The organism is Streptoverticillium reticulum, from assembly GCF_047456005.1.
In the GTDB taxonomy this organism is placed as follows: domain Bacteria; phylum Actinomycetota; class Actinomycetes; order Streptomycetales; family Streptomycetaceae; genus Streptomyces; species Streptomyces reticulum.
On sequence record NZ_CP179755.1, the window covers coordinates 4,755,141 to 4,769,553 of the forward strand.

Genomic DNA, 14,413 nt, shown 5'->3' on the forward strand with positions numbered 1-14,413 from the left:
TTCCCGTGCCTGAAGAGCCGGGCGCCCGGGGCGCAGTTCGTTGAGAGATACGGCGAAGGATACGTAACCCATGGCCAAGACCCTGAAGTTCGACGAGGACGCCCGTCGCGCCCTTGAGCGCGGCGTCAACAAGCTCGCCGACACCGTGAAGGTGACCATCGGCCCCAAGGGCCGCAATGTCGTCATCGACAAGAAGTTCGGCGCTCCCACCATCACCAACGACGGTGTGACCATCGCCCGTGAGGTCGAGCTCGACGACGCGTACGAGAACCTGGGCGCCCAGCTCGTCAAGGAGGTGGCGACCAAGACCAACGACATCGCGGGTGACGGCACCACCACCGCCACCGTGCTGGCCCAGGCGCTGGTCCGCGAGGGTCTGCGCAACGTCGCCGCCGGCGCTTCCCCGGCCGCCCTGAAGAAGGGCATCGACGCCGCGGTCAAGGCCGTCTCCGACGAGCTGCTCGCGACCTCCCGCCCGATCGACTCCAAGACCGACATCGCCGCCGTCGCCGCGCTGTCCGCCCAGGACAAGCAGGTCGGCGAGCTCATCGCCGAGGCGATGGACAAGGTCGGCAAGGACGGTGTCATCACCGTCGAGGAGTCCAACACCTTCGGCCTGGAGCTGGACTTCACCGAGGGCATGGCCTTCGACAAGGGTTACCTGTCGCCGTACATGGTCAGCGACCAGGAGCGTATGGAGGCCGTCCTCGACGACCCGTACATCCTGATCCACCAGGGCAAGATCGCCTCGATCCAGGACCTGCTGCCGCTGCTGGAGAAGGTCATCCAGGCCGGTGCCTCCAAGCCGCTGCTGATCATCGCCGAGGACGTCGAGGGCGAGGCCCTGTCGACCCTCGTCGTCAACAAGATCCGTGGCACCTTCAACGCCGTCGCCGTCAAGGCGCCCGGCTTCGGCGACCGCCGCAAGGCGATGCTCGGCGACATGGCCACCCTCACCGGCGGCACCGTCGTCGCCGAGGAGGTCGGCCTCAAGCTCGACCAGGTCGGCCTGGACGTGCTGGGCACCGCCCGCCGCGTGACCATCACCAAGGACGACACCACCATCGTCGACGGCGGCGGCAACGCTGCCGACGTCGCCGGCCGCGTCGCCCAGATCAAGGCCGAGATCGAGGCCACGGACTCCGACTGGGACCGTGAGAAGCTCCAGGAGCGCCTCGCCAAGCTCGCCGGCGGCGTCTGCGTGATCCGCGTGGGTGCGGCCACCGAGGTCGAGCTCAAGGAGAAGAAGCACCGTCTGGAGGACGCCATCTCCGCGACCCGCGCCGCGGTCGAGGAGGGCATCGTCTCCGGTGGCGGTTCCGCTCTGGTCCACGCCGCCAAGGTGCTGGACGGCGGTCTGGGCAAGGAGGGCGACGAGGCCACCGGTGTCGCCGTCGTCCGCCGCGCCGTCGTCGAGCCGCTGCGCTGGATCGCCGAGAACGCGGGCCTCGAGGGCTACGTCATCACCTCCAAGGTCGCCGAGCTGGACAAGGGCCAGGGCTTCAACGCCGCGACCGGCGAGTACGGCGACCTGGTGAAGGCCGGCGTCATCGACCCGGTCAAGGTCACCCGCTCCGCCCTGGAGAACGCCGCCTCCATCGCCTCCCTGCTGCTCACGACCGAGACCCTGGTCGTCGAGAAGAAGGAAGAGGAGCCCGCCGAGGCCGGTCACGGCCACGGTCACGGCCACGCGCACTGACGCACTCCGCAAGCCCGAGGCCCGGCACCCCGCAAGGGGCGCCGGGCCTCCGGCGTTTCACGACTGCGGCCTGCCCGGGCCTCAGCGGGTCGGGCCGTACCTGCGGCCGGAGACGGACGACACCCGGCCGAGCGCCCCGCGGGGCACGATCTTCGTCAGGCCGGTCAGCGCCTTGTAGCGCGGGTCCGGGACGGACAGCGACTTGCCGCGCGCCAGGTCCTTGAGCGCGGCGTCCACCAGCCGGTCGGCGTCGAGCCACATCCAGCCGGGGACGTTGTCCGTCCCCATCCCCGCCCGCTGGTGGAACTCCGTCCGGACGAAACCGGGGCACAGCGCCATCAGCCGCACCCCGCTCCCCGCCAGGTCCCGCGCGGCGCCCTGCGTGAACTGCACGACCCACGCCTTGCTCGCGCCGTAGGTGCCCCGCGGCAGGAACGCGGCCACCGACGCCACGTTGACCACGCCGCCGCGCTTCCGCTCGCGCATCACGCCCACCGCGGCCGACGTCAGCCGCAGCACCGCCTCGCAGTGCACCTTGAGCATCTTCAGCTCGTCGGCCATCGGCACGTCGAGGAAGGAGCCCTTGTTGCCGAACCCCGCATTGTTGACCAGCAGATCCACCGGATGCTTCCGGTCCGCGAGCCGCTTCTCGACCGCGGCGATGCCCGCGTCCTCCGACAGGTCGGCGCGCAGCACCTCGGCCTCCACGCCGTGCCGGTCGTGCAGCTCGGTCGCCTGCTCGTGCAGCCGTTTCTCGTCGCGGGCCACCAGGACGAGGTTGTGCCCGTCGGCTGCGAGCCGCCGTGCAAAGGCCGCGCCGATGCCCGCGGTTGCTCCCGTGATCAGTGCAGTCGTCATACGGGAACGTTAGTGCTCGCCGCCCCCTCACGGCTGCCTACCGGCGAGTCCTTTCCTCCCTCCGGGCGCGCCGTTTGACGGCCCGTCCACTCGGCGGCCTTCCGCCGGATCCCGCCGGGCAGCGCATCGCCGGCCGCCAGGACGCGGGGCAGCAGCGCACGTTCGGTGGTGAGCGCGCGGAAGACGAAGGAGACGGACACCTCGTGCTCCGGCCGGTGCACGACGGTCACCGGGTCGCCCGCACGGATCTCGCCCGGCTCGACGACCCGCAGGTACGCCCCCGGCGCGGCGACCTGCGTGAACCGCCGGACCCAGCCCGCCTCGCCCAGCCAGTCGGCGAACGTGCGGCAGGGGATGCGCGGCGCGGAGACCTCCAGCACCAGATCCCGCCCGATGCGCCAGCGCTCGCCGATGCGGGCCCCGTTGACGTCGACCCCGACGGTGGTGAGGTTCTCGCCGAAGGAGCCGGGCGGCAGGGTGCGCCCCAACTCCCGCTCCCAGCCGTCGAGATCCTCGCGGGCGAAGGCGTAGACGGCCTGGTCGTTCCCGCCGTGGTGCTCGAGGTGGACCACTTCGTCACCGGCCAGGCCGCTGCCCGCGGTGCCCTTCGGGCCGGGGGCGGCCACCGCGACCGGGCCCGTCGCGGGCCGCTTGTCGATGCCCGTGACGATGCCGTCGGCGAAGCCCGGGGCGCCCGGGCGGTCCGCCGTGGTCCGGGCGCGTCCGAGGTTCACGGAGAGCAGGTGCATGGGCCTCAGGGTAGGGGGCACCGGTCAAAGCGTCGAGAACTCATGCTCTGCAGCCCCCAAGCCGGGCTTATGCTCGGAGACATGATCGAGGCACGTCATCTGAGGGTGCTGCGCGCCGTGGCCACCACCGGTTCGTTCTCCGCCGCGGCCCGCGAGCTGGGCTGCACCCAGCCCGCGGTCAGCCAGCAGATGAAGGCCCTGGAGCAGTCCACGGGCACCCCCCTGCTGATCCGCGCGGGCCGCGAGATGCGGCTGACGCAGGCGGGCGAGGCGCTCGTCCGGCACGCGACGGGCATCCTGGCCGGGCTGACCGCCGCCGAGGAGGAGGTCGCGGCGATCGCGGGCCTGCGCGCGGGGCGGGTGCGGCTGGTGTCCTTCCCCAGCGGCAGCTCGGCGCTGGTGCCCTCCGCACTGGCGGCGATGCGGGCCGCGCACCCCGCCATGCAGATCTCGCTGGTCGAGGCCGAGCCGGGGCGTTCCGTGGAGATGCTGCGCGAGGGCGACTGCGAGATCGCCCTGGCCTTCCGTTACCCCGAGGTCGAGGTGCGCGGTGACGGGCAGGCGGCCCGCGAGGAGTGGGACGACCTCGTCGTCCGGCCACTGCTGACCGACCGGCTCGTCGGCGTGCTGCCGGAGGGCCACCGGCTGGCGGAGGCGGAGCGGATCGGGATCGGCGAGCTGGCGGAGGAGCCGTGGATCGCGGGCTGCCCGCGCTGTCGGCGGCACTTGGTCGAGGTCTGCGAGAGCGCGGGCTTCACGCCCCGGATCGACTTCGCGACGGACGACTACCCGGCGGTGTTCGGGCTGGTGGGCGCGGGGCTCGGGGTTGCCGTGATGCCCGAGCTGGCGTTGGAGTCGGTGGTGCCCATGGGCGCGCGCACGGTGCCGGTTGAGCCGCTGGTGCAGCGCGAGATCGTGGCCCTCACGCTGCCCGACCTGGAGCGGGTCCCGGCCGTCGGGGCCATGCTGGACCGGCTGACGGAGGCGACGCGGCGCTGAGGCGCCGCGGCGCGCGCAAGCGGGGTGGCGGGGCGAGGCGATGGGGTGGGGTGGGATGGGAGAAACGTTTCTTCAGCTCGTCGGGCCACGTCGGCGGCCGCTCCGTGCCGCCCGCTTTCACGCGCTCATCGAGCCGGTCGCGGTGATGGACCGGTGCCGGGCGCGCCCCATCAGCTCCTCCCGCTCGTCCTCGGTCAGGCCGCCCCACACGCCGTAGGGCTCGCGCACCGCCAGCGCGTGCGCCGCGCACTCGGCGCGCACCGGGCAGCGCATGCACACCTCTTTCGCAGAAGTCTCCCGGGCGCTGCGGGCCGCGCCCCGCTCGCCCTCGGGATGGAAGAAGAGGGAGCTGTCGACTCCGCGGCACGCCGCCAGCAACTGCCAGTCCCAGAGGTCGGCGTTGGGGCCGGGAAGGCGGGAGAAATCTGCCATGACTATCCCCTCGAAGCGATCGGAACCGATGTGTCGAAGCGATGTGCGTGACATGCACTTTTCAACTGCCATCCGAGCAGATGAAAATATGACTCATTGCGAATCTAGCCACAGATAGCTGCGAATGGGAAGAAAAGCGCCCCCAACTGAGCAAATGGGGCATAAGGCGGGGCGGGGGTGGGTCGTCCTGCCGCGCGTTCCCCGTGCGCCCTGCTCCGTGTCCGCTCCTTCACGTAGAGTGCCGAACGTGGCCGACCGAGCCCGTAACTCTTTCGGGTGACCGTCGTTGAGAGTGCGGAGGCGGTTGACGAAATCAAGCGGTCGGGCGGGTGTCCGGGCTTGGTGGAGCTTGTCGGTATCTTCCGGCGTCTCGTCGATCGCACAGGTGACGATCAGTACCAGCCTGGAGGCTCAAGGTGACGCGCATCAGCTGCGGAGGACGGCCATGACATCCGTCCTCGTCTGCGACGACTCCCCGCTTGCCCGAGAGGCGCTCCGTCGTGCGGTGGCGACCGTGCCCGGCGTCGAGCGCGTGACGACGGCGGCCAACGGCGAGGAAGTCCTCCGCCGCTGGGGCGCCGATCGTTCGGATCTGATTCTGATGGACGTACGCATGCCCGGTCTCGGCGGCGTGGAGACCGTGCGCCGGCTCCTCTCCGCCGACCCCGGAGCCCGCATCATCATGCTCACCGTCGCGGAGGACCTCGACGGGGTGGCCCTCGCGGTCGCCGCCGGGGCGCGCGGCTACCTGCACAAGGACGCCTCGCGCGCCGAGCTGCGGGCCACCGTGACGCAGGCGCTCGCCGACCCCACCTGGCGGCTCGCCCCGCGCAGGCTGCGCTCGGCGGAGATGGGCGCCGCGCCCACGCTCACCGCGCGCGAGATCCAGGTGCTGGAGGGCATGAGCCACGGCCGCTCCAACGCCGAGATCGGCCGCGAGCTGTTCCTCTCCGAGGACACCGTGAAGACGCATGCGCGTCGCCTGTTCAAGAAGCTGGGCGCCTCGGACCGGGCGCACGCGGTGGCGCTCGGCTTCCGGTGGGGTCTGGTCCGCTAGGCGCGTGTGGCGCGCAGCGCCGTGCGGTCGCGTTGCGCGTCACCGGGCAGGCGGTGCGCACCGCGACCTCACCGTGTCGGCGCCGGACGCCGAAACTCCGACGGATGCCGCATCCTTGGAGTTGTGACTCCTCCCCGTCCCCGGTACAGGCCGGCGTTCATCGCCCGGCCGGGAGAGACCTCATGACGGACAGGGCCGGTCCCGTGCACCGCGGCATGGGCACAAGCTATCGGGGGAGTCGTGGGCGTGGGGCGGGTATACCCGGAAGGGGGCGACGCGAGACGTGAGTGCGACGACACCGACGCGTAACGGTTCGATGCACAACAATGAGGGCGGTGCCACGGATCGTCCGGCGTCAAGGCACCATGGACCGATGCGCGACGACGAGTTCCCGGGGCCCCCTGTGGCCACAGGTCCGGGGGAGATCGGCGCCCTCGTCGCCCGTGCCGTCGAGGGGGACCGGCGGGCCACTCATGATCTGCTCGCCCTGGTGCACCCGCTCGCGCTGCGCTACTGCCGCACGCGGCTGTCGCGTCTGCCGGGCGACGCCCGGCACTTCGTGGACGACCTGGCGCAGGAGGTCTGCCTGGCGGTGCTCTGCGCGCTCCCGCGCTACCGCGACACCGGGCGCCCCTTCGAGGCCTTCGTCGTGGCCATCGCCGCCCACAAGGTCGCCGACCTCCAGCGGGCCGCCATGCGGCACCCCGGCAGTACGGCCGTGCCCTCCGACGAGATGCCCGAGCAGCCCGACGACTCGCTCGGGCCGGAGGAACGGGCACTGCTCAGCAGCGATGCGGAGTGGGCCAAGAAGCTGCTGGCCAACCTTCCGGAGAACCAGCGCGAGCTGGTGCTGCTGAGGGTCGCGGTGGGGCTGACGGCCGAGGAGACCGGGCAGATGCTGGGCATGTCGCCCGGCGCGGTCCGGGTCGCCCAGCACCGGGCGCTCAGCCGGCTGCGGGCCCTCGCGGAACAGTAGGCGGAACAGCGGGCCGAACGGCAAAAGGCGCCTGCAGCGCGGCGCTTGGAGGAATCTCCAAGTGATGCGGGACTCAGCCGTAGTGGAATGGGACACGCGTGGCGCCCGTTAGCATGGGAGTCCTCGCTGATGCAAGACCATTGGAGAAGGTGTCATGACTGACAACGTCGACGGTATGCCCGCGAAGTTCGCGATGCTCGGTCTGACATACGACGACGTCCTGCTGATGCCGGGCGCCTCCGAGGTGCTGCCCAACACCGTCGACACCGCCTCCCGGGTCTCGCGCAACGTGCGGGTGAACATCCCGCTGCTGTCCGCCGCGATGGACAAGGTCACCGAGGCGCGCATGGCCATCGCCATGGCCCGCCAGGGCGGCGCGGGCGTGCTGCACCGCAACCTCTCCATCGAGGACCAGGCCAACCAGGTCGACCTCGTCAAGCGCTCCGAGTCCGGCATGGTCTCGGACCCGATCACCGTCCGTCCCGACGCCACGCTGGCCGAGGCGGACGCGCTTTGTGCGAAGTTCCGGATCAGCGGTGTGCCGGTCACCGACGGGGCGAACAAGCTGCTCGGCATCGTCACCAACCGCGACATGGCCTTCGAGCTGGACCGCAGCCGCCAGGTCCGCGAGGTCATGACCCCGATGCCGCTGGTGACGGGCAAGGTCGGGATCTCCGGCGAGGCCGCGATCGAGCTGCTCCGCCGCCACAAGATCGAGAAGCTGCCGCTGGTGGACGACGCCGGCGTGCTCAAGGGCCTCATCACGGTCAAGGACTTCGTCAAGGCCGAGCAGTACCCGAACGCCGCGAAGGACGCCGACGGCCGGCTGATCGTCGGTGCCGCGGTCGGCGTCGGCGCCGAGGCCTTCGAGCGCGCCCAGGCGCTCGTCGAGGCCGGTGCCGACTTCCTGGTCGTGGACAGCGCCCACGGCCACAGCCGCGGCATCCTCGACATGATCGCCAAGGTCAAGTCCAACATCAACGTCGACGTCGTCGGCGGCAACGTCGCCACCCGCGAGGGCGCCCAGGCGCTGATCGACGCGGGCGTGGACGGCGTGAAGGTCGGTGTCGGCCCGGGCTCGATCTGCACCACCCGCGTCGTCGCCGGCATCGGCGTCCCGCAGGTCACCGCGATCTACGAGGCCGCCCAGGCCTGCCACGCGGCGGGCGTGCCGCTGATCGGCGACGGCGGTCTGCAGTACTCCGGCGACATCGCCAAGGCGATCGCCGCGGGCGCCGACACGGTGATGCTGGGCTCGCTGCTCGCCGGCTGCGAGGAGTCGCCGGGCGAGATGGTCTTCATCAACGGCAAGCAGTTCAAGTCCTACCGGGGCATGGGTTCGCTCGGCGCGATGCAGTCGCGCGGCCAGGCGAAGTCCTTCTCCAAGGACCGCTACTTCCAGGACAACGTCCTCTCCGAGGACAAGCTGGTCCCCGAGGGCATCGAGGGCCAGGTCCCCTACCGCGGACCGCTGTCCTCGGTCGCCCATCAGCTCATCGGCGGCCTGCGCGCCTCCATGGGCTACGTCGGCTCCGCGGACATCCAGGAGCTGAAGGACAAGGGCCGCTTCGTCCGCATCACGTCGGCGGGCCTCAAGGAGAGCCACCCGCACGACATCCAGATGACGGTCGAGGCGCCGAACTACTCGCGCCGGTAACCACGGCCTCCGGCCGGGGGTCCGGGGGTTGCCCCCCGGATGATGCGGTCAGATGACGGTCGAGGCGCCGAACTACTCCCGTCGTTAGTAGTCGGAGCTTCATCCGAGGCCCGCGGCCGTCAGGCCGCGGGCCTCGCCGCGTCAGGGATACTGGATGCGGCAGACGTGCAGAAGGAAAGGCCACACACGTGACTGAGATCGAGATCGGGCGCGGCAAGCGCGGCCGCCGGGCGTACGCCTTCGACGACATCGCCGTCGTCCCGAGTCGCCGTACCCGCGACCCGAAGGAGGTCTCGATCGCCTGGCAGATCGACGCCTACCGCTTCGAGCTGCCGTTCCTGGCCGCCCCGATGGACTCGGTCGTCTCGCCCGAGACCGCCATCCGCATCGGCGAGCTGGGCGGCCTGGGCGTGCTCAACCTCGAGGGCCTGTGGACCCGCTACGAGGACCCGGAGCCGCTGCTCGCGGAGATCGCCGAGCTGGACGAGCGCACCGCGACCAAGCGCCTGCAGGAGATCTACGCCGCTCCGATCAAGGAGGAGCTGATCGGGCAGCGCATCAAGGAGGTCCGCGACTCCGGTGTCGTGACCGCCGCCGCGCTCTCCCCGCAGCGCACCGCGCAGTTCTCCAAGGCCGTCGTCGACGCCGGCGTGGACATCTTCGTCATCCGCGGCACGACCGTCTCCGCCGAGCACGTCTCCGGTGCCGCCGAGCCGCTGAACCTGAAGCAGTTCATCTACGAGCTCGACGTGCCGGTCATCGTCGGCGGCTGCGCCACGTACACCGCCGCGCTGCACCTGATGCGCACCGGTGCCGCGGGCGTCCTGGTGGGCTTCGGCGGCGGCGCCGCGCACACCACCCGCAACGTGCTGGGCATCCAGGTCCCGATGGCGACCGCCGTCGCCGACGTGGCCGCCGCCCGCCGCGACTACATGGACGAGTCCGGCGGCCGCTACGTGCACGTCATCGCCGACGGCGGCGTGGGCTGGTCCGGCGACCTGCCCAAGGCCATCGCCTGCGGTGCGGACGCCGTGATGATGGGCTCCCCGCTCGCCCGCGCCACCGACGCGCCGGGCCGCGGCCACCACTGGGGCATGGAGGCCGTCCACGAGGACGTGCCGCGCGGCAAGCGCATGAACCTGGGCGTGGTCGGCTCGACCGAGGAGATCCTCCTCGGCCCCTCGCACACCCCCGACGGCTCCATGAACTTCTTCGGCGCCCTGCGCCGGGCCATGGCCACCACGGGCTACAGCGAGCTCAAGGAGTTCCAGCGCGTCGAGGTGACGGTCGCGCCGTCGCAGCACGACAACCGCTGACGCACCGACAGGCGAAGGCCCGGGCTGCTGTGGCGGCTCGGGCCTTTTCCGTTGCCCGCCAGGCCCGTTAGCTCCGTATAAAGGTTCGAGCATAGGGAATACTGGCGACTTATGGCGCAAAGCAAGTCGTTCAGCGGCAGGGACATGGGCATCGACCTCGGCACCGCGAACACGCTGGTGTACGTGCGGGGCAAGGGGGTGGTGCTCAACGAACCCTCGGTCGTCGCCGTCAACGCCGATGACGGCAGCGTGCTGTCGGTCGGCTCCGAGGCCAAGGAGACCATCGGCCGCACCCCTTCGAACATCGTCGCCGTGCGCCCGCTGCGCGACGGCGTCATCGCCGACTTCGAGATCGCCGAGCGGATGCTGCGGCACTTCATGAAGAAGGTGCTGGCGGGCCGCCGCTTCACCCGGCCCCGCGTCGTGGTGTGCGTGCCGTCGGGCATCACGGGCGTGGAGCGCCGCGCGGTCATCGAGGCCGCGTCGCAGGCCGGGGCGCGGGCGGTGCACCTGGTGGAGGAGCCCATGGCCGCCGCGATCGGCGCGGGCCTGCCGGTCAGCGAGCCGACCGGCTGCATGGTCGTCGACATCGGCGGCGGCACCACCGAGGTCGCGGTGATCTCGCTGGGCGGCATCGTCACGGCGCGCTCGGTGCGCACCGCGGGCGACGCCATGGACGCGGCGATCATGTCCTACGTCAAGAAGGAGTACTCCCTCGCGATCGGTGAGCGCACCGCCGAGGAGATCAAGATGACCATCGGCTCCGCCGCCCCGACCGGTTACTGGTCGGCGGCCGGACTGAGCGCGCTGGCCCAGCAGTTGGAGAAGAACGCCGAGGTCGAGGGCGCGGGCGGCGACCCGGAGGAGACCCAGGGCCTCAAGCTGCCGGAGCGCATCACCATCCGCGGCCGCGACCAGGTCAGCGGCCTGCCGAAGACGCTGACGCTGACGGCGGACGAGATCCGGCACGCGCTCTCCGAGCCGGTCGACGCCATCGTGATGGCGGTGCGCCAGAGCCTGGACGAGACCCCGCCGGAGCTGTCGGGCGACATCATGGACCGCGGCATCGTGCTGACGGGCGGCGGTGCGCTGCTGCGCGGGCTGGACGTCCGCCTCAGCAAGGAGCTGGACATCCCGGTCCTGGTCGCGGACGACCCGCTGGACTGCGTGGCCGTCGGCACGGGCCGTTGCGTGGAGGACTTCGCGGCCCTGCGGACGGTGCTGGACGCACAGCCGCGACTGCTGGCGGGGCGGAGGTTGTAGGCCCCGTAAGGGGTGCGGGGAACTGCGCGACCAGCCGCTGCCGGCCCGCAGTCGACGCACTACCCCGGGTATCTTCGGCTGTGGGCGCGTCGTGGCCGGTTGCGCAGTTCCCCGCGCCCCTTACGGGGCGCGAGGTCCGCCGGACACGCGCCCCGCACCCCCTACAGCCGGTGCGCTGCGCCAGCAGGACTGGCGCCCCGCGTGTCCAGCAGCAACTGCGCCTTGACCGCGAGCCCTTGAAGGTCGTACGTCCGGTGCGGCTGCAGCAGCACCGTCAAGTCGGCGTCCGCCGCCGCCTCGTAGAGGCAGTCGGCCCGTGGCACAGGCTGGCCCAGCACGCGCCACTGCGCCACGTAGGGGTCGTGGTAGCTGAGCTGGGCCCCCATCTCCATCAGCCGGGAGGCGATCTCCCGCGCCGGCGAGCCCTCCTGGTCGGCCACGTCCGCCTTGTAACCGACGCCGAGCAGCAGCACGCGGGCGCCGCGGGCCGACTTGCCGTGCTCGTTGAGCAGGGTGGCGCAGCGCTGGATGACGTAGCGCGGCATCCGCCCGTTGACCTCCTGCGCCAGCTCCACCATGCGCAGCGGATGTCCGGGGCTGCTGCGCCGGTACGAGAGGTAGGCGGGGTCGATGGGCACCCCGTGGCCCCCCACCCCGGGTCCGGGACGGAAGGCCTGGAAGCCGAATGGCTTGGTCTCCGCACAGCGCACGACGTCCCACAGGTCGACGCCGATGTCGTGGCAGAACACCGCCATCTCGTTGACCAGTGCGATGTTGACGTGCCGGTAGTTGGTCTCCAGCACCTTGACCGTCTCGGCCTCGCGCACCCCCCGGGCCCGGACGACCTTCTCGCAGAACCGTCCGTAGAACGCGGCGGCGGCCTCCGTGCAGGCGGCGGTGAGGCCGCCGATGACCTTGGGGGTGTTGGCGAAGCCGTGGCGCCGGTTGGCGGGGTCGAAGCGGCTGGGGGAGTAGGCGAGATGGAAGTCCCGGCCGGCGCGCAGCCCGGAGCCCGCTTCGAGGAGGGGGCGCACGAAGTCCTCGGTCGTGCCGGGGTGGACGGCGGACTCCAGCAGCACGGTGGTGTGCGGGCGCAGCCGCACGGCCAGGGTGCGGGCGGCGTCGCGGACGGCGCCGAGATCCAGCGCGCGGTCCTCGCCGAGCCGGGTGGGGGCGCAGATCACTGCGGTACGGACCTTGCCGAGCTCGGCGTCCTCGGTGGTGGGGCGGAAGCCCGCGGAGAGCATGCGGCGGATCCCGGCGGCGGTCAGCGAGCCGTCGCCGCCCTCGGCGGGCAGCCGCCCGGCGCGCAGTTCGGCGACGGTGTGCGGGTCGGGGTCGTAGCCGACGGTGGGGAGGCGCGCGGCGGTGGCCGCCTGGGCGAGGGGGAGGCCGAGGGGACCGAGTCCGATGACGGCGAGATCTGCGGGCATGACGGGGCGGTCCTCCCCGGGGGCAGGTCGAGGCTCGAACGGGCTGAATCAGGTTAAGCGGATATATGACAGATATCCGGGATTGTGGGGGCTTGCCGCGCCGTGCCACGGGCCCCGCTGCGCCCCCGGGACGGCCGGAACGGCGGATCTGGGGCAGCATCGAAGGGAGACGGCGGACGGGCCGGGCCCGCCGGCGGGCTGCACCGGCGCCGGCGGCGCCGTCACCGGCGGACAGCGTGAGCGGTCGAGCGGGAGGCAGTGGTGAGGACATCGGTACTCGGGCCGGCCGAGCGCGGACAGGCGCTCGCCCGGATGGCGGAACGCGAACTGGACATCCTCGTGGTCGGCGCCGGAGTGGTCGGCGCGGGCACCGCGCTCGACGCGGCGACCCGGGGGCTGGTGACGGGCCTGGTGGAGGCCCGGGACTGGGCCGCGGGCACCTCCAGCCGCTCCAGCAAGCTCATCCACGGCGGGCTGCGCTACCTGGAGATGCTCGACTTCGCGCTCGTGCGCGAGGCCCTCAAGGAACGCGGCCTGCTGCTGCAGCGGCTCGCCCCGCACCTGGTGAAGCCCGTGCCGTTCCTCTACCCGCTCCAGCACCGGGGCTGGGAGCGCTTCTACGCGGGCGCGGGCGTGGCCCTGTACGACGCCATGTCCGTCTCCTCCGGCCACGGCCGCGGGCTGCCCACGCACCGTCACCTCACCCGCAGGCGGGCGCTGCGGATCGCCCCCGCGCTGCGCAAGGACGCGCTGATCGGCGCCCTGCAGTACTACGACGCCCAGATGGACGACGCGCGCTACGTGATGACCCTCGTGCGCACCGCCTCGGCCTACGGCGCCGACGTCGCCAACCGGGCGCGCGTGGTGGGCTTCCTGCGCGAGGGGGAGCGGGTGGTCGGCGCCCGGGTGCGCGACCTGGAGCAGGGCGGCGAGTTCGAGATCCGCGCCCGGCAGATCGTCAACGCCACCGGGGTATGGACGGACGACACCCAGCAGATGATCGCCGAACGCGGCCAGTTCCACGTCCGGGCCTCCAAGGGCATCCACCTGGTGGTGCCCAAGGACCGCATCCACTCCACGACCGGGCTGATCCTGCGCACCGAGAAGAGCGTGCTGTTCGTCATCCCCTGGGGCCGACACTGGATCATCGGCACCACCGACACCGACTGGGACCTGGACAAGGCCCACCCGGCGGCCTCCAGCGCGGACATCGACTATCTGCTGGAACACGTCAACTCGGTGCTCGCCGTGCCGCTCACGCGCGACGACGTCCAGGGCGTCTACGCCGGGCTGCGCCCGCTGCTGGCCGGCGAGTCGGACGCGACCAGCAAGCTCTCCCGCGAGCACACCGTGGCGCACCCGGTGCCCGGGCTGGTCGTCGTGGCGGGCGGCAAGTACACGACGTACCGGGTGATGGCCAAGGACGCGGTGGACGAGGCGGTGCACGGGCTGGCCCAGCGGGTGGCCGACTGCGTCACCGAGGACGTGCCCCTGGTGGGCGCCGAGGGCTACCGGGCGATGTGGAACGGCCGTGCGCAGATCGCCCGGCGCACGGGCCTGCACGTCGCGCGCGTCGAGCACCTGCTCAACCGGTACGGCTCGCTGGTGGACGAGGTGCTGGGCCTGGTCATCGGCGATCCGGCGCTGGGCGAGCCGCTGCCGGCCGCGGAGGACTACCTCAAGGCGGAGGTCGTCTACGCGTCCTCGCACGAAGGCGCGCGGCACCTGGACGACGTGCTCACGCGGCGCACCAGGATCTCGATCGAGACGTTCGACCGCGGGACGCGCAGCGCGCGGGAGGCCGCGGCCCTGATGGCGTCCGTCCTGGGGTGGGACGAGGCGCAGATCGAGAAGGAGGTCGAGCACTACGAGAAGCGCGTCCAGGCGGAACGGGAGTCGCAGCGCCAGCCGGACGACCTGACGGCGGACGCGGCACGGCTGGGGGCGCCGGACATCCAGCCGGTGTGAGGCGCC

At 71.8% G+C, this 14,413-nt stretch carries 12 protein-coding genes; 8 read left to right on the forward strand and 4 right to left on the reverse strand.

Annotated features, from left to right (window positions below; genetic code table 11):
* Positions 1–70: 70 nt before the first annotated feature.
* Positions 71–1,699, forward strand: coding sequence for a chaperonin GroEL (gene groL, locus ACMATS_RS21810; RefSeq protein ID WP_390779901.1), 1,629 nt, complete (start codon positions 71–73; stop codon positions 1,697–1,699).
* Between the two features lie 81 nt (positions 1,700–1,780).
* Here groL and ACMATS_RS21815 read toward each other — a convergent pair whose 3' ends face one another.
* Both ACMATS_RS21815 and ACMATS_RS21820 read right to left on the reverse strand, forming a co-directional pair.
* The gene (locus ACMATS_RS21815) at positions 1,781–2,557 is read right to left on the reverse strand and encodes an SDR family NAD(P)-dependent oxidoreductase (RefSeq protein WP_390779902.1); all 777 of its coding nucleotides are present in this window, start codon (positions 2,555–2,557) and stop codon (positions 1,781–1,783) included.
* Positions 2,554–3,306: an MOSC domain-containing protein gene (locus tag ACMATS_RS21820; RefSeq protein ID WP_414168766.1), complete on the reverse strand. Its 753-nt coding sequence runs from the start codon at positions 3,304–3,306 to the stop codon at positions 2,554–2,556. Before ACMATS_RS21820 ends, ACMATS_RS21815 begins: the two co-directional genes overlap by 4 nt.
* Positions 3,307–3,387: 81 nt before the next feature.
* On the opposite strand from ACMATS_RS21820, the gene ACMATS_RS21825 reads away from it, so the two are divergent.
* Positions 3,388–4,305 (forward strand): LysR family transcriptional regulator, encoded by a 918-nt coding sequence (locus ACMATS_RS21825; RefSeq protein ID WP_390779904.1) that lies wholly within the window; start codon positions 3,388–3,390, stop codon positions 4,303–4,305.
* Between the two features lie 117 nt (positions 4,306–4,422).
* Here the strand turns inward: ACMATS_RS21825 and ACMATS_RS21830 are convergent, their stop codons facing one another.
* Positions 4,423–4,737 carry a WhiB family transcriptional regulator gene (locus ACMATS_RS21830; RefSeq protein WP_336412998.1) on the reverse strand — a complete coding sequence of 105 codons (315 nt, stop codon included), beginning with the start codon at positions 4,735–4,737 and terminating at the stop codon, positions 4,423–4,425.
* A 445-nt stretch (positions 4,738–5,182) separates the two neighbouring features.
* Here ACMATS_RS21830 and ACMATS_RS21835 point away from each other — a divergent pair, with 445 nt between their 5' ends.
* The 5 genes from ACMATS_RS21835 (at position 5,183) to ACMATS_RS21855 (ending at position 11,006) form a co-directional block, all read left to right on the forward strand.
* Positions 5,183–5,794: a response regulator transcription factor gene (locus tag ACMATS_RS21835; protein WP_003948568.1), complete on the forward strand. Its 612-nt coding sequence runs from the start codon at positions 5,183–5,185 to the stop codon at positions 5,792–5,794.
* Between the two features lie 373 nt (positions 5,795–6,167).
* Entirely contained in the window at positions 6,168–6,770 is a 603-nt protein-coding gene (locus ACMATS_RS21840) for a sigma-70 family RNA polymerase sigma factor (protein ID WP_390779905.1), read from the forward strand.
* Positions 6,771–6,924: 154 nt separating this feature from the next.
* A complete protein-coding gene (gene guaB / locus ACMATS_RS21845; protein WP_390779906.1) occupies positions 6,925–8,427 on the forward strand; it encodes an IMP dehydrogenase in 1,503 nt (500 codons plus the stop codon).
* A 188-nt stretch (positions 8,428–8,615) separates the two neighbouring features.
* Complete coding sequence (locus ACMATS_RS21850) at positions 8,616–9,743, forward strand: GuaB3 family IMP dehydrogenase-related protein (RefSeq protein WP_336412996.1); 1,128 nt, start codon at positions 8,616–8,618, stop codon at positions 9,741–9,743.
* A 111-nt stretch (positions 9,744–9,854) separates the two neighbouring features.
* Positions 9,855–11,006: a rod shape-determining protein gene (locus ACMATS_RS21855; protein ID WP_414168767.1), complete on the forward strand. Its 1,152-nt coding sequence runs from the start codon at positions 9,855–9,857 to the stop codon at positions 11,004–11,006.
* Positions 11,007–11,167: 161 nt separating this feature from the next.
* Here the strand turns inward: ACMATS_RS21855 and ACMATS_RS21860 are convergent, their stop codons facing one another.
* Entirely contained in the window at positions 11,168–12,439 is a 1,272-nt protein-coding gene (locus ACMATS_RS21860; RefSeq protein ID WP_390779908.1) for a nucleotide sugar dehydrogenase, read from the reverse strand.
* Between the two features lie 261 nt (positions 12,440–12,700).
* Between ACMATS_RS21860 and ACMATS_RS21865 the strand changes: the two genes are divergently transcribed.
* Positions 12,701–14,407 carry a glycerol-3-phosphate dehydrogenase/oxidase gene (locus ACMATS_RS21865; protein ID WP_414168768.1) on the forward strand — a complete coding sequence of 569 codons (1,707 nt, stop codon included), beginning with the start codon at positions 12,701–12,703 and terminating at the stop codon, positions 14,405–14,407.
* The last annotated feature ends 6 nt before the right edge of the window (positions 14,408–14,413 follow it).